The 21,973-nt window shown below is 57.7% G+C and carries 20 protein-coding genes; 17 read left to right on the top strand and 3 right to left on the bottom strand.

The window, feature by feature from the left end; genetic code table 11:
- Positions 1-32: 32 nt before the first annotated feature.
- Positions 33-1,112 (bottom strand): PAS domain S-box protein, encoded by a 1,080-nt coding sequence (locus OEL83_08575; protein ID MDK9707090.1) that lies wholly within the window; start codon positions 1,110-1,112, stop codon positions 33-35.
- Positions 1,113-1,387: 275 nt separating this feature from the next.
- On the opposite strand from OEL83_08575, the gene OEL83_08570 reads away from it, so the two are divergent.
- From OEL83_08570 to OEL83_08515, 12 genes are all read left to right on the top strand, one after another.
- Positions 1,388-2,167 carry a hemerythrin domain-containing protein gene (locus tag OEL83_08570; protein ID MDK9707089.1) on the top strand — a complete coding sequence of 260 codons (780 nt, stop codon included), beginning with the start codon at positions 1,388-1,390 and terminating at the stop codon, positions 2,165-2,167.
- A 68-nt stretch (positions 2,168-2,235) separates the two neighbouring features.
- The gene (locus OEL83_08565) at positions 2,236-2,670 is read left to right on the top strand and encodes a hypothetical protein (GenBank protein ID MDK9707088.1); all 435 of its coding nucleotides are present in this window, start codon (positions 2,236-2,238) and stop codon (positions 2,668-2,670) included.
- Between the two features lie 195 nt (positions 2,671-2,865).
- A complete protein-coding gene (locus tag OEL83_08560; protein ID MDK9707087.1) occupies positions 2,866-3,204 on the top strand; it encodes a histidine triad nucleotide-binding protein in 339 nt (112 codons plus the stop codon).
- A gap of 47 nt (positions 3,205-3,251) precedes the next feature.
- On the top strand, positions 3,252-4,064 hold the full coding sequence (locus tag OEL83_08555; protein MDK9707086.1) for a ZIP family metal transporter: 813 nt from the start codon (positions 3,252-3,254) through the stop codon (positions 4,062-4,064).
- 35 nt (positions 4,065-4,099) lie between these two features.
- Positions 4,100-5,452: a DNA recombination protein RmuC gene (gene rmuC / locus OEL83_08550; protein MDK9707085.1), complete on the top strand. Its 1,353-nt coding sequence runs from the start codon at positions 4,100-4,102 to the stop codon at positions 5,450-5,452.
- A 226-nt stretch (positions 5,453-5,678) separates the two neighbouring features.
- A complete protein-coding gene (locus OEL83_08545) occupies positions 5,679-7,208 on the top strand; it encodes an AMP-binding protein (GenBank protein ID MDK9707084.1) in 1,530 nt (509 codons plus the stop codon).
- A 7-nt stretch (positions 7,209-7,215) separates the two neighbouring features.
- The gene (locus tag OEL83_08540) at positions 7,216-8,091 is read left to right on the top strand and encodes an amino acid ABC transporter permease (protein ID MDK9707083.1); all 876 of its coding nucleotides are present in this window, start codon (positions 7,216-7,218) and stop codon (positions 8,089-8,091) included.
- A gap of 53 nt (positions 8,092-8,144) precedes the next feature.
- On the top strand, positions 8,145-8,978 hold the full coding sequence (locus tag OEL83_08535) for a transporter substrate-binding domain-containing protein (GenBank protein ID MDK9707082.1): 834 nt from the start codon (positions 8,145-8,147) through the stop codon (positions 8,976-8,978).
- Between the two features lie 87 nt (positions 8,979-9,065).
- Positions 9,066-9,983 carry an amino acid ABC transporter permease gene (locus tag OEL83_08530; protein MDK9707081.1) on the top strand — a complete coding sequence of 306 codons (918 nt, stop codon included), beginning with the start codon at positions 9,066-9,068 and terminating at the stop codon, positions 9,981-9,983.
- A 119-nt stretch (positions 9,984-10,102) separates the two neighbouring features.
- On the top strand, positions 10,103-11,470 hold the full coding sequence (locus OEL83_08525) for an MFS transporter (protein ID MDK9707080.1): 1,368 nt from the start codon (positions 10,103-10,105) through the stop codon (positions 11,468-11,470).
- Positions 11,471-11,694: 224 nt separating this feature from the next.
- Positions 11,695-12,105, top strand: a complete 411-nt coding sequence (gene nikR / locus OEL83_08520) for a nickel-responsive transcriptional regulator NikR (GenBank protein MDK9707079.1) — start codon at positions 11,695-11,697, stop codon at positions 12,103-12,105.
- Positions 12,106-12,310: 205 nt separating this feature from the next.
- Positions 12,311-13,162 carry a histidinol-phosphatase gene (locus OEL83_08515; GenBank protein ID MDK9707078.1) on the top strand — a complete coding sequence of 284 codons (852 nt, stop codon included), beginning with the start codon at positions 12,311-12,313 and terminating at the stop codon, positions 13,160-13,162.
- A 9-nt stretch (positions 13,163-13,171) separates the two neighbouring features.
- Here the strand turns inward: OEL83_08515 and OEL83_08510 are convergent, their stop codons facing one another.
- Positions 13,172-14,995, bottom strand: coding sequence for an ATP-binding protein (locus OEL83_08510; protein MDK9707077.1), 1,824 nt, complete (start codon positions 14,993-14,995; stop codon positions 13,172-13,174).
- 327 nt (positions 14,996-15,322) lie between these two features.
- Between OEL83_08510 and OEL83_08505 the strand changes: the two genes are divergently transcribed.
- Positions 15,323-16,471, top strand: coding sequence for a pyruvate carboxyltransferase (locus tag OEL83_08505; GenBank protein ID MDK9707076.1), 1,149 nt, complete (start codon positions 15,323-15,325; stop codon positions 16,469-16,471).
- Here the strand turns inward: OEL83_08505 and OEL83_08500 are convergent.
- A complete protein-coding gene (locus OEL83_08500) occupies positions 16,447-18,051 on the bottom strand; it encodes a sigma 54-interacting transcriptional regulator (protein MDK9707075.1) in 1,605 nt (534 codons plus the stop codon). The two genes, OEL83_08505 and OEL83_08500, sit on opposite strands and share 25 nt — an antisense overlap.
- Positions 18,052-18,551: 500 nt before the next feature.
- On the opposite strand from OEL83_08500, the gene nifH reads away from it, so the two are divergent.
- The 4 genes from nifH (at position 18,552) to nifD (ending at position 21,857) form a co-directional block, all read left to right on the top strand.
- Positions 18,552-19,379, top strand: a complete 828-nt coding sequence (gene nifH, locus OEL83_08495) for a nitrogenase iron protein (protein MDK9707074.1) — start codon at positions 18,552-18,554, stop codon at positions 19,377-19,379.
- A 96-nt stretch (positions 19,380-19,475) separates the two neighbouring features.
- A complete protein-coding gene (locus tag OEL83_08490) occupies positions 19,476-19,826 on the top strand; it encodes a P-II family nitrogen regulator (protein MDK9707073.1) in 351 nt (116 codons plus the stop codon).
- The gene (locus OEL83_08485) at positions 19,823-20,197 is read left to right on the top strand and encodes a P-II family nitrogen regulator (GenBank protein ID MDK9707072.1); all 375 of its coding nucleotides are present in this window, start codon (positions 19,823-19,825) and stop codon (positions 20,195-20,197) included. The genes OEL83_08490 and OEL83_08485 overlap by 4 nt, the downstream gene beginning before the upstream one ends.
- 22 nt (positions 20,198-20,219) lie before the next feature.
- Complete coding sequence (gene nifD, locus OEL83_08480; protein MDK9707071.1) at positions 20,220-21,857, top strand: nitrogenase molybdenum-iron protein alpha chain; 1,638 nt, start codon at positions 20,220-20,222, stop codon at positions 21,855-21,857.
- The last annotated feature ends 116 nt before the right edge of the window (positions 21,858-21,973 follow it).

Raw genomic sequence — 21,973 nt, 5'->3', positions numbered from 1 at the left:
TTCGACTATCGCGGACGGAAAGACCGCAGCCGTCAATCGGAGTCTGAGAAATACCCCGGATACAACCGCTCCGCGCAATCCGGGCAGATGCTGTGGGTAAAGTCGGCTTCGGAGTGTTCCATGATATAGGTTTCCATCTGCTTCCAGCATCCCCGGTCATCCCGGATCTTTTTGCACGACGCGCAGATGGGCAGCAAACCGCTGAGGGCCTTGATCTTCACCAGGGCATCGCGCAATTCGACAATGAGCCGCTCCCGCTCCTCTTCCACTTTTTTCCGGTCGCTGATGTCGTGGACAATTGAATACAGCAGCTGTTTGCCGTTTAGGACTATCGGGCCGCTGTACACCTCAACCGGCCGGACTTCGCCACTGGCCAGACGATGTGAGAAATTGAAATACATCCGCTGCTCCGCCTTGGCGCGGGCCATTTCTTCAAAGACCTGCTCAGGAGTCAGGGTGTTGATATCGGTGATACGCATTTCCCGTATCGCCGGTAAGGTGTATCCATAATACCGGCAGGCGGCGGGATTGGCGTCGACAATACGGCCGCTTTCCGAATTAATGATCAACAGCACGGCGTGATTGTTTTGAAAGATGTTCCGGTACCGCTCTTCACTGTCCCGGATCAGCACCTCCATCTCCTTTTTATCGGTGATGTCATTGACAATATGGATAAAACCGCTGACCACCCCGAAGGGATCATGAAGGACATCGACAACCACCTCCAGCCACCGGCCATTCTGCTCCAGCTCCAGGGCCTGCCGTTTCTTCGTGGCAACCGCCTTGGACACCGGACAGCCGTCAATAGGCTTGCCGGCTGCGTGGGCGACTTGCCAGCAATGCCGGCCAATCATATCGGCAACCGGCTTCTTGAATATCCCCTCGCAGGCCTTGTTGGCGTGGTGAATCCGGCACTGGCCATCCATGATCCAGATGGCACTGCCGATGGTATCGAAGACCCTCTCCCAGGCCAACCCGGCATCCGGAGGTCCCTTGCCATCCGCCGCAACGGGGCTGGCACTTGCTGATGCTGCAGTTGTCCCGGCGAGCCTTCCTCGCAACTCCTCAAGCTCAACGAGGAGTTCCTCGCGGCTTCGCAGCTGATCGTCCATGCATTGCCTCCTTTCCCGGCAAAATGGGTGATTTTAAGTCATCCAGTGCACTCTCTGGTTCAAAAGGATAACACCAATTTAGCCCAACAGCAACCTTGCGGCACTTCATTCTCCGGCCAGGAGGTTGGCCCCGGCAAATGCGGTAATCGGATAATATCCACCCCCCGGCCTGAAAAAATCCTCCGGTTTTGATCCAGATCAAGGACCGCCCCCTCCACCCCTGCTAGGATGAGTCCATACGACCAATAACCTGCGCGACCACAAGGAGGCCAGCCATGGACCAATACGCAAACAAGGGTATCAAGGACATCATCAACCAGTTTCCCGGAGTAGCACGGATCCTCGAGGACTATGGCATCGGCTGTGGCCCGTGCACGGTGGGCATCTGCCGGCTGAAGGATATCCTCGATATCCACCGGATCGACAAAGAGGCGGAGGGACAACTGATGCGCCGCATCGAGGTCGAGATCTATCCGGAAAGAGGGCTTGCCGGAAAGACACTGGCGGCACCGCAACCTGTACCGGCAAAAGAAATCCGCTATTCCCCGCCAATGCAGGTCCTCGTTGACGAGCATACCCTCATCAAGCGCTGGCTGGCAATGATACCGGCGGTGGCGGCAAACCTTGACCTGAGCTCGGCCGCCGGCCGCCAGGTCGTCGAAGACGGTATCGACCTCATCCGCTGCTACGCCGACCGCCTCCATCACGGCAAGGAGGAAGACATCCTCTTTACCTGCTTTGACACCTCTGCCGACATCTTCCAGGTGGTCTATGACGATCACCGGCAGGGCAGAGGGCTGGTCCAGGACATGCTTCGCGCCCTCGCCACAAAAGACACTGAGGTCTTGGCCTCCAGCCTGCGGCAATATGCGGCGCTCCTCACCGAGCATATCCATAAGGAGGATGAAACGCTTTTCCCCTGGCTTGACGGCCAGTTGACCGATACCGAAAAAACGGAACTTGCGGCAAGATTTGCCGAGGCGGACCGGAACCTCGCCCTCGACACCGCCAAATACCGGAGATTCCTCGAACGGCTTGAGCTGCAGGGTAAATAAACAGGGATTGCCTGCAGGCAAAAAAACTGCGGCCACCGCCGCTACCAACACCAAAGGAGACGACAGCCATGTGTGACAGCTATCATTTGCAATGCCAATGCGGCCGGAAAACTGCCGAGATATTTTTTGGCAAGATGCTTTTAAACCAGCAATCCGTTACCACTCTCTTCTGCCCGGAGTGCAGCAAGGACAGCGACGCCACCAGCGCCGAGATGGTCTGGGACAACGGCTGGGTCCTTGTGCTGAATATGGATATCATCAGAAACCATGCGGCAAGCTTCGGCATCGATGCCGACCAGTTGACCGCCGGCTGGGTGTTCGACCGAGGCTACGTGACCTGGGTAGGCATAACTCCCGACGACACCATAACCCGCAACCGCGAACGGGAGGAGATCCAGGCCCTTGCCAAGACCGATATCCGGGCCTATATGCAGGCCATGAAAGAATGGGGCATCAGAAGGGAAAAACGTTTTATCGGCGAGGGCTGGCGAAAGATGCAGTAATATCCGGCGGACAAACGACAGGGGGCCTTCCACACCAGCCATTCAGATCGTCGCCTGACCTTCATTGCCCCTGCCCACCCGCCTAACTCGACAAGCCATTTACGAAACCTGTCCGTTATTGTATATAACGATCTTGTGGCCCCTTATCAATCCCGCGCCCGCGCCGGACCAATAACCCAACAAGGAGAACAGGCTATGAATGACTGTATCTTTTGCAAGATTGTGGCGGGGAAGATTCCCGCCAAAAAGCTCTATGAAGATGACGAGGTGCTGGCCTTCTGGGATATCGCCCCACAGGCGCCGGTACACATTCTGGTCATCCCCAAGAAACATATCGCCATGCCGGTGGATGTCCAGGAAGAAGACGACCGGGTCATCGGCAAACTCATCCGTATCGGCAGCCAGCTGGCCAAAGAAAACGGCGTTGCCGACGGCTTCCGGATCATCTTCAATAACGGCAAGAAGGCCGGGCAGGAGGTGTTCCATATCCATCTGCACATCATCGGCGGCCGGGAAAGGCCTTGGGCTCTTTAGACAAAGCCTGTTGACAACGAACTGACCGACAACAAGGATCTCCGAATATGGAACAATGGTTTGGGCAATTATCGCCGGTCCTGCAGGCACTCTGCGGCACGGGGTTCACCTGGTTTTTGACTGCTTTGGGTGCATCCCTGGTATTTTTCTTTAAAAATATCGAGCGAAAGGTCATGGACGGCATGCTCGGCTTTGCCGCCGGCGTCATGATTGCCGCAAGTTTTTGGTCGCTCCTGGCGCCGGCCATCGAGATGGTCGAATCCGCCGGCGGCATCGCCTGGCTGCCGCCGCTGATCGGTTTTCTCAGCGGCGGATTCTTCCTCTGGGGGGTAGACAAGATACTGCCCCATCTCCATCCCGGCTTCCCGGAAGGGGATGCGGAGGGGATCAAAACCAGCTGGCAGCGCTCGGTCCTCCTGGTGTTGGCGATCACCCTGCACAATATTCCGGAGGGCCTGGCGGTGGGTGTGGCCTTTGGCGCTGCCGCCGCCGGTCATCCAGCCGCCTCCCTTGGGGCAGCCTTTGCCCTGGCTATTGGTATCGGCATCCAGAATTTCCCGGAAGGAGCTGCGGTTTCGGTACCTCTGCGCCGTGAAGGGATGTCGCGAACCAAGAGTTTTATCTACGGCCAGTTTTCCGGGATGGTCGAACCGATCGCCGGAGTCATCGGCGCCGCCGCCGTCCTGGTCATGCAGCCTCTTTTACCCTACGCCCTGTCCTTTGCCGCAGGCGCAATGATCTATGTCGTCGCCGAAGAACTGATCCCCGAGTCGCGGGCCAACAAGCATTCCGACATCCCGACGATCGGTGTCATGCTCGGGTTTGCCATCATGATGACCCTCGATGTGGCCCTTGGTTGAGATGATGAGAGCTAGTAGTACCGCAGGGCGGCGGCATGAATGAGTTTGCCGCGGATATAACCGCCGCCCTATTAAAAATTCTACCGCAGGCTTTTTCCCTTCCAATCCTTCTCCTGCTTTTTGCCGCAGGCTTCACCGTGCTGTTTTTCGCGGTGTTCTTTGGAGCAGTGTATCTTTGTCGGCTACACCGACGACTGAATGAAAAAGGCCAAAAGCTTGCCCTCGCCGAACAGCGCACTACCCAGCAGGAAATTCATATCGCGGAGCTAAGCACCCTCCTGAAAAATGAGCGAAAGAACGCCGACGAAAAGCTGCAACTCCTGGAAGACGCCCGCGAGGAGCTCAGTTTGCGCTTTGCCGGTCTGGCCCAGCAGATCTTCGACGAAAAAAGCGCCCGCTTCAGCGAACTGAACAAAGACCGCCTGGAAGCGATCCTCCAGCCCTTCAACCTCCAGCTCACCGCCTTCAAGCAGGAAATCGGCGAGATCTACCGCATTGACAGCCGCGAACGCCAATCACTCAAGAGCGAGATCCTCCAGCTCCGCGACCTCAACCAGCAGATCAACCACGAGGCAATGAACCTCACCCGCGCCTTGAAAAGCGACACTAAAGTCCAGGGCAACTGGGGAGAACTGGTCCTCAGCCGGGTACTTGAAAAATCCGGCCTGCGCCTCGGCCAGGAATACCATACCCAGGGCGGTTTTCGCGACGACGGCAACCGCCTGCTGAAACCCGACGTCATCATCCATCTGCCGGAAGGCCGGGATATCATCGTTGACTCAAAGGTCTCGCTGGTCAGTTGGGAGCGGTTTATCAACTGCGCCGAAGAAGGCGAACGGGCCAGTCATCTTGCCCAGCTGACCAGGGCGGTGCGCGACCATATCGCCACCCTTGGCGGCAAGAACTACCCGGGCCTTGCGGGCATTCATTCTCTTGATTTCGTCCTGATGTTCATGCCCATCGAGTCGGCCTTTGCCGCAGTGGTCGCAGAGGACGAATCCATCCTCAGCGATGCCCTGGCCAGCAACGTCATCATCGTCACCCCGACCACCCTTCTGGCAACGCTCAGAACCATTGAAAATATCTGGCAGTACGAGCAGCAAAGCAAGAATTCCCAGGAAATCGCCCGGCGCGCCGGCCTGATGTACGATAAATTCCGGAGCTTTGCCCTGGAGATGGAAAAAATCGGCAAGCAGCTGGCCACCTGCCATGCCACCTACGATACTGCCTTTCTGAAACTGACCCGCGGCCGCGGCAATCTCGTCGCCCACGCTGAACAATTGCGGGATTTGGGTGTCCAAATTAAAAACGAGCTGCCGAAATCGATCACCGACATCGCCGACTGCGAACCGGACCAATCACCTCTCGCCCCACCAGAAACCCATTGATATCCCGCCTCATTGTCCACCCGACACGCCACCTTTCCTGACCACAAAGAGCATCCCAGTCCCCAACCTCTCCGATCGAACAACGACAGCCTTGCCGTTGCAGTTGCCAAGTCAATTAAAAAATGGTAGTTGGAGCTGATGCTTTGTTCCCCTCCGGCCAGGCCATCCCATCCGTGGCGGGCGGCCGGGACAACCGCAAACCCTTTGCATTCGTTCGGAGGCGCCGGTGCTGTTACATCACGAGTTTATCGACATCGCCAAGAAGTTCGGGAAGAAACTGGCAATCAACGATTTCACGACATCCAGAGAAATCACCTACTCCCGTGCCCTGATCGCCAGCCTGATTCTCACCAGGTATTTCCAGAAATTCGACCAGGGTTTCACCGGCATCATGCTGCCGACCTCCGCCGGTTGCATCCTCGCCAAGGTCGGCGTGCTGATGAGCGGCCGCATCCCGGTGATGATCAACTACTCCACCGGCGCCGAGCACAACGCCAAATACGCCCAGCGAAAGTGTGACTTCAAGACCATCATCACCTCCAAGGCCCTGCTGGAAAAGATCGAATGCGCCCATGTTGACGGCATGATCTACATCGAGGATATCATGGCCGGCATCACCGGGCCCCAGAAGCTCGTCGCCGCCGCCACCGCCGCCCTACCCGCCGCCCTGATCAAAAAGCTCGTCCATGGTGGCGATGAGAACGACACGGCGGTCATTCTTTTTACCAGCGGCAGCGAAAAGGATCCCAAGGCGGTGCAGCTCACCCATAAAAATATCCTGGCCAATATCGCCGCGGTGTCGCCGATCTTCAACTTCCGCAGCGAAGACATCTTTATGTGCACCCTGCCGTATTTCCATGTCTTTGGCCTGATGACCACCTTCTGGCTGCCGATCCACCACGGCATGACCATGCTCACCTATGCCAACCCCTTAGACTTCAAGAAAATCAACACCATCATCAGGGACAACAAGGCTACCTTCCTGGTCGGCACCCCGTCGTTTTTCTGGGGCTACCTGCGTAAATCCGAGGATGGCGATTATGCCTCCCTGCGCATTGCCATGACCGGCGCCGATAAATGTCCGGACGCCCTGCGCGAAGGATTCAAGACGCGGCATAACCTGACCATCTACGAAGGTTACGGGGCCACCGAGTGTTCTCCCGTCATCTCCGTCAACACCCCGGAATTCAACCGGCCGGGCAGCGTCGGCAAACCGATCCCCGGCCTGAAGGTGCGCATCGAAAACTACCAGTCCGGCGAGGAATGCGCGAGGGGCGAGGATGGCCGCATCCTGGTCAAGGGTGACAGCGTCATGAAGGGCTATTTCAACGACTTCGAGCAGACCTCCCTGCACATCCGCCACGGCTGGTACGACACCGGCGACATGGGCAATATCGACGAGGACGGCTATCTCTGGCATGTCGGCCGGCTGAAGCGCTTTGTCAAGATCGGCGGCGAGATGGTCTCTTTGGTGAAAATAGAGGATATTCTGGAAAAATACCTGCCCGAAGACAGCCATTGCTGCGTCGTTGAGATCCCCGACGCCATCAAGGGGGCGAGGATCGTCGCGGTGGTGACGACGCCGCTCGACGAAAAGGCGGTACTCAAGCAGATGGCCGCCCACCTGACGCCGATCGCCCTGCCGAAGATCTTCCTGGTTTGGGAAAACCTGCCGAAGATGGGCAGCGGCAAGATTGATTTCCGCACCATCTCGGAAATGGCCAGGGAGCAGCTGGGCCGCAAGAATATATCGTAGCCTGCTGATGCCGCCCGCTGGGGAAAAACCGCTCCAGGCACGTTCCGGGCACAGCGCCGCCACTAATCCGCACCGTCCAGCCCAGGCGACCCCACCTCTCTGGGCTGGATTTCGCCGCTCACCGCTTGTCGACGTGCTGCAGTTTTGCCTTCTTGTCGCCGGCCTTCTCTGGCTGCTTGCCGAGAGTGCCGGCCGTGTCGGTTACAACTGGCAATGGTACCGAATCCCCCGCTACCTGATATCCATTACCGATGCAGGTATCGTTGCCGGGCCCCTCCTTGTCGGCCTGAAGATGACCCTGGCCATCTCGCTGGCCGGCCTGTGCCTTGCCCTGGTCTTTGGCCTTATCACCGCCATCTGCAGGCTTTCCAGGTCCTTTGTCGGCCGCGGCCTTGCCGTCGTCTATGTGGAAACCAGCCGCAATACGCCGCTGCTCATCCAGATTTTTTTCATCTACTTCGTCCTCGGCCCGGCCTTTGGCCTCGAACGCCTGCCGGCGGCGATCCTTGCCCTCAGCCTCTTTGAAGGCGCCTATGCCGCGGAAATCTTCCGGGCAGGGATAGAATCGGTGGCCGAAGGGCAGCTTGAGGCGGCCCGCAGCCTTGGCCTTACCACCTTTGCCACCTACCGGCACATCATCATCCCCCAGGCTATCCGCACGGTATTGCCGCCACTTGCCAGTCAGGCAATATCGCTGATCAAGGATTCGGCCCTGGTCAGCACCATCGCCATCTACGATCTGACCATGCAGGCCCAGGCAATCATCGCCGAATCCTACCTGACCTTTGAAATCTGGTTTACCGTGGCGGCAATGTACTTCGCCGTCACCCTCATTTTGTCGCTGGTGGTTGGCATCCTGGAAAAACGACTTAAATTGCCATGAAATAGCCCGTTACTTCACCAGCAAACCGCAAACACCCTTTACAGGAGCCCGGTATGAAACCAATTCAGTCAGCACTCCTCACGATCATCTTCGGTATTGCCGCGCTGTGTATTGGCAGCAATGCCACCGCCGCCACGCCGCAGCAGGAACTCGCCGCCGCCAGCACCATCGAGGCGGTGAAACAACGCGGCGTCCTCAAGGTCGGCATGGACATCTTCCAGCCCTGGGCGATGAAGGATAAAACCGGCAAACTGATCGGTTTTGAGATCGACGTCGCCACCCGTCTCGCCGAGGACATGGGGGTGAAGGTCGAATTCGTGCCCACCGCCTGGTCGGGGATCATCCCGGCGCTTTTGACCGGCAAATTCGACGTCATCATCGGCGGCATGGGTATCACCGCCCAACGCGCCCTGCAGGTGAATTTCTCCAATCCTTACGATTATTCCGGCATGGGCATCGTCGCCCACAAGACGCTCGCCGCAGGCTTTGATTCCCTGGAGAGCTTCAACCGCCCGGATGTGCAGATTGCCGTGAAACTCGGCACCTCCGCCGCTGCTGCTGCCAAGAAATTTATCCCCAAGGCGACGCTGCGCCAGTTCGACACCGAGCCGCAGGCCTACCAGGAGCTGCGCAACGGCAAGGTGCATGCAGTCGTCGGCTCGGCACCACGCCCGGCCTTTGAGGCGGTAGAATACGCCGATTCGCTGTTTCTGCCGATCAAGGGCACCTTCACCCAGGAGCCGATCGGCTTTGCCCTGCGCAAGGGCGACCCGGACAGCCTGGCATTTTTCAATAGCTGGATTACCATCGTGTCCATGGAAGGCTGGCTGAAGGAACGCCATGACTATTGGTTTGCCGGCAAGGCCTGGGCGGGAATGGTTGAATAATACTCTGATTCCGCTGGCGGGGATGGTTTTCTCCCCGCCTCTGCCCGCCGGTCTCCTGTGCGGCGGGGGAAAATCGAAAAACTGCCCATGCGCCTGAAAAAACCGGCCATCACCGTCCTTGACTGGGTACTCCTTGCCGTCATCCTCGGATTTCTCACCTATGTGGTCTATCGCCTGTTTTTCGCCCTCAACTACAAGTGGAACTGGGCAGTCATCCCCACCTACCTGCTGCGCTTTGACGGGGAAACCCAAGGCTGGAAGGCCAATATCCTCCTTGAGGGCTTCTTCACCACCATCAAGCTGAGCGTCTGGGCCACCCTCCTTGCCGCCCTGCTCGGCTTTGCCATCGGCCTCTGCCGGGTCTCGCCGCGTCTTTTTCTGCGGATGACCGGCCGAACCTATGTCGAGTCTATCCGCAACACCCCGCCGCTGGTGCTGGTATTTATCTTTTATTATTTTGTCAGCGACCAGCTGCTTGCCCTGGCGGGCCTTGAAGAGCTGGCCCGTGCCGCGACCGGCACGGGCCGCACCCTCCTGGCCTTTTTCTTTGCCGAACCGAACCTCATCAACCAATTCTTCTCCGGCGTCCTGACCCTTGCCCTTTTCCAGGGCGCCTATATCGCCGAGATTGTCCGCGCCGGTATCCAGGCAATCGATACCGGCCAGTGGGAGGCCGGCAAGTCTATTGGACTGACCAGATGGCAGCTGCTGCGGCGGATCATCCTGCCCCAGGCAACGCGAATCATGCTGCCACCGCTCGCCGGCGAATTCATCAACACCATCAAGTGGTCGTCGATTGTCTCGATCATCTCCATCCAGGAATTAACCTTCCAGGGCCTGCAGGTCATGGCCTCAACCCATGCGGCCATCGAGGTGTGGCTGACCATCTCCGTCATGTATCTGGTCCCCTGCCTTGGCCTTTCACTCTGCGTGCGCCGGCTGGAAAGGGCCTTTGCCGGAGAGGACAGGGCCGGGCAGACAGTGCCGCAATTCCCGTCCTACTGACAGCCGGCATGTTTTTCTTTGCCAAAGCATTTTCAAGTCTTACCATGTATAAACAGCCGACAAAGGGGGCCATGTCTCCAGGTTGACACTGCCCCAGCCCATCTCACCAGGAAACAGCCATGGCATCGCCAATATCCCCATTTTCCATTACCAATATCCGGCTGTTCATCGCCTTTCGTATTTTTTTCAATTCGCGCTTTTATTACCCGGTCTTCACCATCCTCTTCCTCGACTACGGCCTGACCATCGAGCAGTTCGCCCTGCTCAACACCGTCTGGGCGATCACCATTGTCTGCGTCGAGGTGCCCTCCGGGGCGCTGGCCGATATCCTCGGCCGCAGATACCTGCTGCTTGCCACCGCCCTGCTGATGGTGGCGGAGATGAGCCTGCTCGCCTTTGTCCCCCTGGGCAACACGGGCCTCATCTTCACCGTCTTTCTCGTCAACCGCGTCCTCAGCGGTCTCGCCGAGGCCATGGCCAGCGGCGCCGACGAGGCGATTGCCTACGACTCACTGGCCGCTGAGGGCAACCCGGATGACTGGCCGAAGGTGCTCAGCCTGCAGATGCGCCTCAGCTCCGCCGCCATGATTGCCACCATGACCCTCGGCGCCCTGGTCTACGACCCAAGCGTCGTCAACAAGGTGCTGGGCTGGTTCGGCTCGGATATCGTTCTTGGCCAGCTGGACACCATGCGTTTTCCGGTTTATCTGACCCTCGGCCTGGCCCTCCTGGCCACCGCCACGGCCTTTTCCATGCGCGAAAAGGCGGCATCAAAGGTCGCAGGTCAGGGTTCCACCGCCCTTGCCGCCCTGCGCAAGACCCTCGACGCCGTAAGCTGGCTGGCGAAGACACCCTTCGCCCTGGCGATCATCCTTCTCGGTACCGGTCTCGATCATGTGCTGCGGATGATCGTCACCATGACCAGCCAATATTACCGGCTGATTGACTTACCGGAGGCGAGCTTTGGCCTGCTTGGCTCGGCCATGGCCGTCCTCGGCCTGATCACCCCGAAAATCGCCGAACGGATGGCGGCACAAAACTCCGCTGCCGCCAACATGTGGTGGGTGTCAGGCATCGCCCTGCTCGGCCTCACCGGCCTCACCGGCTTTTTCCCTTACTGGGGCCTGCTGCCAATGGCCCTGGTCTTTGCCGCCCTGATGCTGACCTCCTTTTTCACCAGCCACTACCTTAATCGCGTCACCGAATCGCACCAGCGGGCAACCGTTCTCAGTTTTAAAGGCATGGCCTTCAACCTCGCCTACGGCCTGATCGGCTTCCTCTTCGCCCTGCTCATCGGCGGACTTCGAGAATCGGGGTTGCACCGCCATCCCGACTGGAGCCAAGAGGCGATCGGCACCTACGCCTTCCAGGCGGCCATAGGCTGGTTTCCCTGGTATGCCCTGGCCGGACTGGTCCTGACTGTCTTTTTTTGCCTGTACCGCCTGCGCGGCAGTGATGAGTATCAAAAGATCAACCAGGCGGACTGACCATCCTTCTCTACCTACCGAACATCCCCGCAAATTTCCGTCGTTGCCGCCGAAACTTGCAACTTGCGGTTCGAGTGACGACCTTTTATAGTGAATTTCATACTGCGATCCTGCCATTTCTATGGCCCGCCTAATGAAATCTGAGGAAATCGCCTGTTCGAGAAGACACCCTTTGCAAAGGGAGTAACAATTCCCCGTTTATCAATGTCCGGAGGAGCCGTTCCATGCTGAAAAGGTTTTCCATCTCGCTTGAAGAGGAGCTATTGACAATATTCGATGAACATATCACCTCCCGCAGCTACACCAACCGGTCGGAAGCGATTCGCGACCTGATCCGCAAGGCCTTCGTCAAGGAGGAGTGGCAGGCCGACAAAAAGGTCATGGGAGTCATCAGCCTGGTGTATGACCACCACCAGCATAAGCTGCAGGAAAAAATCACTCTGGTGCAGCACGATTACCATCACCACATCGTCTCCACCACCCACGTCCATATGGATCACGACAACTGTCTGGAGGTCATCGTCGTCAGGGGCAAGGCCAAGGATGTCCAGGAGCTTGCCGACCGCCTCAGCGCTTTAAGAGGGGTGCGGGACGCCAACCTGGCCATGTCGAGCACCGGCGAATTCCTCCACTGATGAGCGCAGAACAGGCCGTTTTTGTTCAGATCTTCCGATCCGGGCCGGCACTCGCCGGTATCGCCGCCCTTTTGCAGGCTTTCTCCGCAGGCGATGCGCAGCAATCTTGTGGAAGTAGCCGCTTTTTGTTAGACTGCCGTGCCAATTGGTTCCTCCGGCCGCTGACCTTCCTTTTTCCCATGTTGACAAGGTGCAACCGAAAGAAATGAAAACCATCGCTTCCGTATCCGTCCATGGCGGCCACAGCGGGCAGTTCTGCCACCATGCAACCGACATGCTGGAAGAAATCATCCAGCAATATATCGCCAAGCAGTTCCCCTGGGTGGGAATCACCGAGCACGCCCCCGGCCTCGCCCAGCATCTGCTCTACCCCGACCAACAGGCCGCCGGGCTGACCCCGGAGTTTCTCTTTGAGCGGTACGGCCGCTACATGAAAGAATGCCGGCGCCTCCAGGAAAAATACCGCTCACAGATCAAGATCTTTGCCGCTATCGAGAGCGAGACCTATTCGGGCTACCAGGAATTCATGCCCTACCTCATCGCTACCTTCCAGCCGGACTATGTCGTCGGCTCCGTCCATTTCGTCAGCGATCTGGGCTTTGACTACTCCCGCGAGCAATACGACCAGACAGCGGCGGCGGTCGGCGGCAAGGACGAGATGTACTGCCGCTACTTTGATCAACAATATGAAATGATCGGCCTGCTGAAACCGTCGGTGGTCGGCCACTTCGACCTCATCCGCATCTTCGACCCGGACTATAAGGCGCGAATCCTGCAACCAGAGATCATAGCCCGGATCAAACGCAACCTGCTTCTCATCAAGGACCTTGACCTGATTATGGACTTCAACCTGCGCTCCCTTTTGAAGGGTGCCGACGAGCCGTATGTCAGCAGGAAAATCCTGGAGATGGCAAGGGAGATGGACATAGCCGTCGTCCCCGGCGACGACTCGCACGGTGTCGCCAACGTCGGGGCCAACATGGAGACAGCCAAGGCCATCCTCTTGGAAATGGGCTTTGATACCAATTGGCGGGAACCAAAACTGCTGCAGTATTAAGCTCAACCCTTAAGGGAGCTGTTTTGCTTCGTCAAGTAGGCGGCGAACCAGGGTCAGGAAGTTTTTACCGACCAGGGGTTTCATCAGCAGGGCCCGGACACCCAGCTGCTTCACCGATTGCTCCGACACCCTGTCGGTAAAGCCGGTCATCAGGATCACCGGCAGATCGGGCCGAATCAACAAACATCCCGCCGCTAGAATATCGCCGGTCAAATGGGGCATGGTGACATCGGAGATGAGGAGATCGATGGCTCCTGGAGCATCACGGAAAGTATTCAGTGCCACCTGGCTGTTTTTCTCCGTCCGTACCGTATATCCCTGCATTTCCAGATAGGTCTTGGTGACATCGAGGACCACTGGTTCATCGTCAACCACCAGAATGGTCTCCGTGCCGCCGAGGAGGCTTGTGCCCTTGGCGACCAGGTCGAGGGCTCGGTCTCTTTCCACCGTCGGCAGATAAATGGTAAAGGTGGTGCCCTCACCTTCCTGAGAATCGACGGTAATATGGCCTCCGCAATCCTTGACAATGCCGTGCACCACGGAAAGCCCGAGGCCGGTACCATGCCCCGGCGGTTTGGTGGTGAAGTAGGGATCGAAGATCGAGGCCATCACCTCCTGATTCATGCCGCAACCGGTGTCACTGACCGACAGATGCAGGTAATCACCCGGCAAAAGGTCTTTATTTCGTTGGAAAATATCCGGCGGGACCTCCGCCTTGCCGACACTGACGGTGAGCACCCCCCCTTCCGGTTCCATGGCATGGCCGGCATTGGTACAGAGGTTCATGATGACCTGGTGTATCTGCACCGGATCGGCCAGGACCGGATCGACATTGCTGTCAATCTTCCTTTTCAACTCGATGGTACTGGGCAAGGTCGAGCGCAGCAGCTGCAATACCTCTTTAGTGATAGCCGGAATTTCGGTACTCACCAGCTTTCCTTCGCCGCCCCTGGTGAAGGTGAGGATCTGCCGTACCAGCCCGGTCGCCCGCTTTCCCGCCTGGGCCAGTTCCAGCAGATATCCCTTTAACGGTTCCTCGTTGCCCGCGACCGCCAGAGAGAGTTCGGTATAGCCGACTATCCCGGATAATATATTATTGAAATCATGGGCAATGCCCCCAGCCAAGGTGCCAAGGGACTCCAGTTTATGGCTCTGCCTGGCCTCCTTGTCGATGGTCAGGTAATCGGTGATATCGTCGCCGACAAAGAGCACATTTTTCAAATTCCCCTGTGCGTCGTGGATCGGCACTGTAGTTACCCGCCAGCGCCGTTTGTTCGGCATGGTCATCTTCCGTTGCTCGATCTTTTCCGAGGCAATGGTTGCCTCGACGGGACAACGGCCACAGCTTTTTTCCAGGCATCCCGGCCATATCTCGTGGCATTTTCTACCCAAAAGGTCGACCAGGCTGCCATGACAACTCCGGCAGGCGGTATGGTTCAGCCAGAGCACCTCCGACTGGAGATTGAAGAGGACGATATTGCTCGGCTGGGCGTCGAGGATGGTGTGTAACAAGGAATTGGAAGCGGCAGGAACGGATGGTGCTTCAGGGGAAGGCAGCGCCTGGACGAAGGTGAAATATTGCCCGCCATTGACCGGCGAGTAGCGGGTGCAGCAGTGCATGGCGAGGGTGGTGCCATCACGCTTGCGGTAGCTGGCGGTCCTTTGCCATACCGATGGGCTGGGCTGAAGAATCAGTCCAGTCTCGATATCGGTAATGGCGACAGCCTGGATTTGCGACAGGGAATAGCCGAGCAGACCGGCCAGTGTCTCGTCGATCTCCAACAATCGTCCGCCGCCATCGCTTAGCCAGTAATATGTTGATATTACTTGCATACACACCCATGCTGCTACATTTTTCATGGCCTTTAGAGACACCATCCTGCCCAAGCTTATCATCATCTTCAGAGAAAAGTCAAATTGCCGAACCGCCTATCAACGCCCCTGGTGAAAGTTGCTGTGAGGACATGACCGCTGCCCCTGTCGCGGTCGCTTCAGTAAGGTGTTTTCCCTACCAAAATGTCGCCATTTCCCAACAGTGCCGGTCGCCGGTCTTCTCGGATGATTCAGGGAATTCGCACCGGTATATCGACTCTTTCTTCATCCCCGAGGCCCTGGCATTCAACTTGCAAACTGTTCTTCAAATTCCATGGAGAATAGACCATGCGCCACAATTCTGTAATTATCGATACCACCCTGCGGGAAGGCGAACAAAGCCCCGGTGTCTATTTTTCGCCGGAAGTAAAGAGGCACATCATCGACGGGCTGGTGCGCATCGGCGTGACGGAGGTGGAACTCGGCATCTCCTCGCCTTTCCACCCCTGTGCCGGCCTGCTTATCGCCTATTGCCGTGACCAGCACCCGCACCTCCGCTTGTCGCTGTGGAGCCGGTGCCGGGAGGAGGATATCACCATGGCGGCAGAACTGCGGCCCGACCTCCTGTCACTATCGATTCCCGTTTCAGAAATCCATCTGGAAAAACGCCTGGGGAAGAACCGCGCCTGGGCCATGGATACCATGTCAGCGGCCATGCACTGCGCTGCAAAACTCGGGATACCCTTTGCCATCGGTTTTGAAGATGCCAGCCGCAGCGACATCGGCTTCTTGACAGAGATGGCCATGGCTGCCGAACGGCTCGGGGCAGAGCGTATTCGTCTGGCCGACACCCTGGGCATCGCCTCGCCCGGGACGATGACCGGGCTTATTAGACAACTGGGCGAGAAACTCACCACCTGCCCTGTCGCCGTCCATACCCACAACGACTTCGGCATGGCCACGGCCAACGCCGTTGCCGCCCTTGAGGCGGGGGCCCGGTTCGTCGACACCGTCGTTCTCGGTCTCGGCGAACGCACCGGCTGCGCCCGGCTGGAGGAGGTTGTCGGCTATCTGGCCCTCGTCAAAGGGGAATCCCGGTGGCAGGTGGAGATGCTCAAACCCCTTGCCGAGTATGTCGCCGAGTTCACGGGCAAGGCAATCGCCGGCAATCGGCCGATCGTTGGCGATGCCATCTTTACCTGCGAGACCGGCCTGCACCTCCAGGGCCTGCGCAACGATCCGCAAACCTACGAGCCATTCGCCCCGGAAAGGGTGGGCGCCAGGCGCAGCCTCCTCCTCGGCCCGAAAAGCGGCAGGCGGGCGATACTCGCCCACCTGGAGGAGTTGGACGAGCGGTTGGTGGAAAACCCGCCTGAAGAAGCAGTGCAAAAAATCCGCGAGGTGACCAGACGGCTGCGGCGCCCGTTACACGATCATGAACTGCGCCGACTGCTCAGCGCTGCCGAGAAATCCTATTCCAACCGAAAGGAATCGTAGCGGTTGAGGCCGTATTTCTTGATGCGGTAGCCCATCTGCCGCTCGGTAAGGCCCAGCTCCCGGGCCGCCCGCACCTGCACCCAGCCGTTGCGGCGCAGCGAGGCCTCGATCTCCAGGCGTTCGATGTCGTGCAGCGACTTCGGACTGCCGGAGGACCGAGGCGCCGGGCTGACCGGCAAATCCCTGGTCTCCTGCGCAACTGCCCGCTGGGGGATGAAAAGATTGGCTGGCAGATCGCCCAGGGAAAGGCGGTCCCCCTCCGCCAGGATGACCATCCGTTCGACCAGATTCTGCATCTCGCGGATGTTACCGGGCCAGGGGTAGTTGATGAGAAAGTCGAGAAGGTCCGAGGTAATCTGCGCCTTTTTGCCGTTCCGCTCATTGCTTTTGCTGAGAAAATGGCTGAACAGCAAGGGAATATCCTCCTTTCGCTCGCGCAGCGGCGGCAAAACAATGGGCACAACATTGAGACGGTAATAGAGATCGGCGCGAAACCGGCCCTGGGCCACCGCCTCTTCCAGGCTGACATTGGTAGCGGCAACGATCCGTACATCGACGGTAAAGGTCTTGGTACCGCCGATCCGCTCGAATTGCTTTTCCTGCAGCACCCGGAGCATCTTTGCCTGGAGCGACAAGGGCAGCTCGCCAATTTCATCGAGAAAGATGGTGCCGCGGTCGGCCAGCTCAAAGCGCCCCGGCCGCGCCGCATGGGCGCCGGTAAAGGCCCCCCGTTCATGGCCGAACAATTCGCTTTCGAGAAGGGTCTCCGGCAGGGCGGCGCAGTTGACCTTAATCAGCGGCTGGTCCTTGCGATTGCCGCCCTCATGGATGGCGCGAGCCACCAGCTCCTTGCCGGTTCCCGACTCGCCGAGCAACAGGGCGGTGACCTTGCTGCTGGCGATCTTATCGATAATGCTGAACACCTCCTGCATCGGTTTCGAGTGGCCAATAATAAAATGGCCGCCGTGAACGTTATGGAGACGGGCCTTGAGAGAGGCATTCTCTTCTATGAGTTTCGCCTCCTTTTTGGCGATTTCCCGGTGCAGGGTAAGAAACTGGGCGATGAGGGTGGCAAGCACCGAAAGAAAGCGGATGTCCTCTTCAAAACTGACGTCGTCGCCAAAGAGCCGGTCGACTGTCAGCACCCCCTCCGGCTTGCCCTGAACAACCACCGGCACTCCGAGAAAGGAGATGGTGGTTTTGCGCACCTTCGAGCGCGCCCCGGTGCGGTTGAGAAACAGCGGTTCGCTATTGATATCCGGCACCACAAAGGGCGAGCAGCTCTGGAAGATCTGGCCGCAGACCCCCTCATCCGGCCGGTACACGCCGCGCATTTCCTCCTCCTCGGAGAGCCCGCACGAGGCCTTGATGGTCAAGGTTTGCCGGACCCGGTCATAGAGGAGAAGGGTCGCCCTTTCCATCTTCATGGTCTCACCGAGTACCCCGAGGATACTGGCCAGGGTATTATCAAGATCGACAGCCGTGCCGATCAGCTCGGTAATTCTCGACAGGGCCACCAACTCCAGGCCCTGAGTCTTCCTGTCTCCGGTTGTTGCAGTCATTGGGTACGAATCCATCATCAAACTCCTCAGTAACGAATACCGGCAAACTGCCGCCGGCAATAATCCTTCACCGCTTGCACTCTGCACGGGGGAAATTTCCCCCCGGCGGCCGAACCCTTTCACTGTATTCCATAGCAAGCACCATTCCATACCACTATCATGCTGCGATAACTGACTTTTTATGAATACCACGAATCACCGGCACCGCTGTTACAACACTTTTGTCGGTCCCCAGAACCCCTTTTTTACATTTTTGTACTGTTGTTTACTTGCCAGAAACACTAGACTACAAATCCGCACTTTATTACCTTTTTGTCGGTTTCCAACTAAATTGACCCGCCCCTCCCCTCGGCCACGGAGAGCCCTCCACTCTCATATTCCCAAAACATCTATTTGATATACTTAATATTTTGCTACTATTCTCAGTATGGCACAGCTCTTGCCTAAGAAGGGGCAACAGCAACAACACTCACAACCCGGCACCCAATAAACACCACACCACAAACAAGGAGAACATCATGCGAAAGGTGGCAATTTACGGCAAAGGCGGAATCGGCAAATCAACAACAACCCAAAATACAGTGGCAGGGCTTGCCGAGATGGGCCGCAAGGTCATGGTCGTCGGCTGTGACCCGAAGGCCGACTCAACCCGCCTCCTGCTTGGCGGCCTCGCCCAGAAATCGGTCCTCGATACCCTCCGTGACGAGGGTGAGGACGTCGAGCTGGACAACATCAGAAAACTCGGCTACGGCGGCACCTGGAACGTCGAGTCCGGCGGTCCCGAGCCAGGAGTCGGCTGCGCCGGCCGGGGTATCATCACCTCGATCAACATGCTTGAGTCGCTCGGTGCCTACGAAGAAAGCGAAGGCCTCGACTATGCCTTCTACGACGTTCTCGGCGACGTCGTCTGCGGCGGTTTCGCCATGCCGATCAGGGACGGCAAGGCGGAAGAGATCTACATCGTCTGCTCCGGCGAGATGATGGCCATGTACGCCGCCAACAATATCTGTAAGGGTATCATGAAGTATGCCCAATCGGGCAGCGTCCGTCTTGGCGGCCTGATCTGCAATTCCAGGAACGTCGACAACGAAAAAGAGATGATCCAGGAACTGGCAAAAAAAATCGGTACCCAGATGATCTACTTCGTCCCCCGCGACAACGACGTGCAACGGGCCGAAATCAACCGTAAGACGGTTATCGAATGGAATCCAGAGGCGCCCCAGGCCGACGAATACCGAGGTCTGGCCAAGGCCATCGACGGCAACAAGATGTTCGTCATCCCCAAACCACTGGCCATCGAAGAACTGGAGCAGCTGCTCCTCGACTACGGCTTACTGGAAGCATAACAACAAATTACGTAGGGTGCACTCCGTGCACCGCGGAGATCGGGATGGTGCACAGAGTGCACCCTACCGCTGAATTATCAAAAAGGAGAGACAACAATGATGATCATGATCAGAGCCATAGTTCGACCGGAGAAAGCAGATGACGTACTTGCCGCCCTTATGGATGCGGGTTTCCCGGCGGTGACCAAGTATTCGGTGACCGGTCGTGGCAAGCAGCGCGGCATCAAGATCGGCGCGGTGACCTACGACGAGATCCCCAAGACCATGCTGATGAGTGTCGTCAAGGCAGCGGACAAGGACTTCGTCATCAATACCATCATGGATGCGGCCCGTACCCCCGGCAAGGGCGCCTTTGGCGACGGCAAGATTTTTATCACCGAGGTCGAGGATGTCTACACCATCAGTTCCGGAGTACGCGAGGATACCCCTGCGGAGGTAGCCCTATGAAAGAGATAATCGCGGTGGTCCGCATGAATATGATGAACAAGACCAAGGCGGCGCTCACCGCCGCCGGAGTCGATGCCTTCTTCGGCCACGAGGCGCAGGGCCGGGGTCTCGGTTTTGTCAACCGCGACCTGCTCAGAGGTGCGGAACAGGGCTATGAAGAGGCGGCAATCCTGCTTGGCGAAAAGGGCAAGCTCTATTCGAAACGGATGATCACTATTGTCGTCAAGGATAGCGAGGTCGACGACATCATCCAGGCAATTATCGAAACCAACCAAACCGGCAAGCCCGGCGACGGCAAAATCTTCGTCCTGCCGGTGGCGGATGCGGTTCGCGTCCGGACCGGCGAGAAGGGCGCGAAATCAATCGCGTGAGATAGAGACAGGAGGACACACAATGGCTAAGGCACAGAAACTGGTGCAGTGGGAACCGCACAATATAAAAGAACAATTGCTGGAGAAGTATCCGCCGAAGGTTGCCCGCAAACGCGCCCAGCAGATCATGATCAACGAGGCGCAGGGCAACACCACGCCGGAGATCGTCGCCAACGTCCGGACCATCCCCGGCATCATCACCATGCGCGGTTGTACCTACGCCGGCTGCAAGGGGGTTATCATGGGGCCGACCAGCGACATCGTCAACCTGGTGCATGGCCCGATCGGCTGCAGCTTCTACGCCTGGCTGACCCGTCGCAACCAGACCGACGCGATCAATGACACGAATGCCAACTTTATCACCTATTGCATGTCAACCGATATGCAGGATTCGGACATCATCTTCGGTGGCGAGAAAAAGCTGGCGGCAGCGGTCCAGGAGGCCTACGACCTCTTTCACCCGAAGGCCATCGCCATCTTCGCCACCTGCCCGGTGGGTCTTATCGGTGACGATATCCACGCGGTGGCCAAGAAGATGAAGGAACACTTCGGTGACTGCAACGTCTTTGCCTTCTCTTGCGAGGGTTACAAGGGTGTGTCGCAGTCGGCGGGCCATCATATCGCCAACAACCAAGTGTTCACCCATGTCGTCGGCAAGAGCGAGACCGAGAAAACCGACAAATATAAAATCAACCTGCTGGGCGAGTACAATATCGGCGGCGACGGCTTCGAGATCGACCGGATCCTTGAAAAATGCGGGATCAAGAACATCTCGACCTTCTCCGGCAACGCCACCTACGACAAGTTTGCCTCCGCCAACCAGGCCGACCTCAGCTGTGTCATGTGCCACCGTTCCATCAACTATGTGGCCGACATGCTGGAAACCAAATACGGCATCCCGTGGATCAAGGTGAACTTTATCGGCGCCGAGGCAACCGCCAAGTCGCTCCGCAAAATTGCCACCTATTTCGGCGACCAGGAGCTGATCGACAAGGTCGAGGCGGTCATTGCCGAGGAGATGCCGGATGTACTGGCGGTGCAGGAGCAGGTGTATCCTCGCACCAAGGGCAAGACGGCGATGCTCTTTGTCGGTGGCTCAAGGGCCCATCACTATCAGGAACTGTTTAACGAAATGGGCATGAAGACGCTGTCGGCCGGTTACGAGTTCGGTCACCGCGACGACTACGAGGGCCGACATGTCATCCCCAATTTGAAGGTCGATGCCGACAGCAGAAATATTGAGGAGATCGAGGTGGAGCCCGATCCTCTCCTCTACAAGCCGCGGAAGACCGAGGCGGAACTTGCCGAACTGGCAAAAGGCGGCGTTACCTTCAAGGACTATGAAGGCCTCAATCCGGATATGGAAAAAGGCTCACTGATCATCGACGACCTCAACCAGTACGAGGCGGAAAAGCTGGTGGAAATCATGAAGCCGGATCTCTTCTGCGCCGGAATTAAAGAAAAATATTCGATCCAAAAGCTCGGCGTACCGATGAAACAGCTGCACAGTTACGACTCCGGCGGCCCCTATGCCGGCTTTAAAGGCGCCATCAACTTCTACCGCGAGATCGACCGGCTGGTCAACAGCCGGGTGTGGAGCTATATGAAGGCGCCGTGGCAGGAGAACCCCGAACTTTCGGCAACCTACGTTTGGGAATAACCAGTAGAAGGTGCACGGAGTGCACCCTACGTTTGACCTCAAACGGCGGCTACATGTAGGGTGCACTCCGTGCACCGCCGCTCCGGTGGTATGGGTACCGGGATGCATCCTACGAA

The organism is Desulforhopalus sp., from assembly GCA_030247675.1.
GTDB lineage: Bacteria > Desulfobacterota > Desulfobulbia > Desulfobulbales > Desulfocapsaceae > Desulforhopalus_A.
Note: the sequence above shows the minus strand (reverse complement) of the source record. Positions and strands in the feature narration are given on the sequence as shown.

What these genes read in the sequence shown, in the direction of transcription:
- OEL83_08575 (MDK9707090.1), bottom strand. Translation starts at nt 1,112, where the DNA reads ATGGACGATCAGCTGCGAAGCCGCGAGGAACTCCTCGTTGAGCTTGAG.
- OEL83_08570 (MDK9707089.1), top strand. Translation starts at nt 1,388, where the DNA reads ATGGACCAATACGCAAACAAGGGTATCAAGGACATCATCAACCAGTTT.
- OEL83_08565 (MDK9707088.1), top strand. Translation starts at nt 2,236, where the DNA reads ATGTGTGACAGCTATCATTTGCAATGCCAATGCGGCCGGAAAACTGCC.
- OEL83_08560 (MDK9707087.1), top strand. Translation starts at nt 2,866, where the DNA reads ATGAATGACTGTATCTTTTGCAAGATTGTGGCGGGGAAGATTCCCGCC.
- OEL83_08555 (MDK9707086.1), top strand. Translation starts at nt 3,252, where the DNA reads ATGGAACAATGGTTTGGGCAATTATCGCCGGTCCTGCAGGCACTCTGC.
- rmuC (MDK9707085.1), top strand. Translation starts at nt 4,100, where the DNA reads ATGAATGAGTTTGCCGCGGATATAACCGCCGCCCTATTAAAAATTCTA.
- OEL83_08540 (MDK9707083.1), top strand. Translation starts at nt 7,216, where the DNA reads ATGCCGCCCGCTGGGGAAAAACCGCTCCAGGCACGTTCCGGGCACAGC.
- OEL83_08535 (MDK9707082.1), top strand. Translation starts at nt 8,145, where the DNA reads ATGAAACCAATTCAGTCAGCACTCCTCACGATCATCTTCGGTATTGCC.
- OEL83_08530 (MDK9707081.1), top strand. Translation starts at nt 9,066, where the DNA reads ATGCGCCTGAAAAAACCGGCCATCACCGTCCTTGACTGGGTACTCCTT.
- OEL83_08525 (MDK9707080.1), top strand. Translation starts at nt 10,103, where the DNA reads ATGGCATCGCCAATATCCCCATTTTCCATTACCAATATCCGGCTGTTC.
- nikR (MDK9707079.1), top strand. Translation starts at nt 11,695, where the DNA reads ATGCTGAAAAGGTTTTCCATCTCGCTTGAAGAGGAGCTATTGACAATA.
- OEL83_08515 (MDK9707078.1), top strand. Translation starts at nt 12,311, where the DNA reads ATGAAAACCATCGCTTCCGTATCCGTCCATGGCGGCCACAGCGGGCAG.
- OEL83_08510 (MDK9707077.1), bottom strand. Translation starts at nt 14,995, where the DNA reads ATGCAAGTAATATCAACATATTACTGGCTAAGCGATGGCGGCGGACGA.
- OEL83_08505 (MDK9707076.1), top strand. Translation starts at nt 15,323, where the DNA reads ATGCGCCACAATTCTGTAATTATCGATACCACCCTGCGGGAAGGCGAA.
- OEL83_08500 (MDK9707075.1), bottom strand. Translation starts at nt 18,051, where the DNA reads ATGATGGATTCGTACCCAATGACTGCAACAACCGGAGACAGGAAGACT.
- nifH (MDK9707074.1), top strand. Translation starts at nt 18,552, where the DNA reads ATGCGAAAGGTGGCAATTTACGGCAAAGGCGGAATCGGCAAATCAACA.
- OEL83_08490 (MDK9707073.1), top strand. Translation starts at nt 19,476, where the DNA reads ATGATGATCATGATCAGAGCCATAGTTCGACCGGAGAAAGCAGATGAC.
- OEL83_08485 (MDK9707072.1), top strand. Translation starts at nt 19,823, where the DNA reads ATGAAAGAGATAATCGCGGTGGTCCGCATGAATATGATGAACAAGACC.
- nifD (MDK9707071.1), top strand. Translation starts at nt 20,220, where the DNA reads ATGGCTAAGGCACAGAAACTGGTGCAGTGGGAACCGCACAATATAAAA.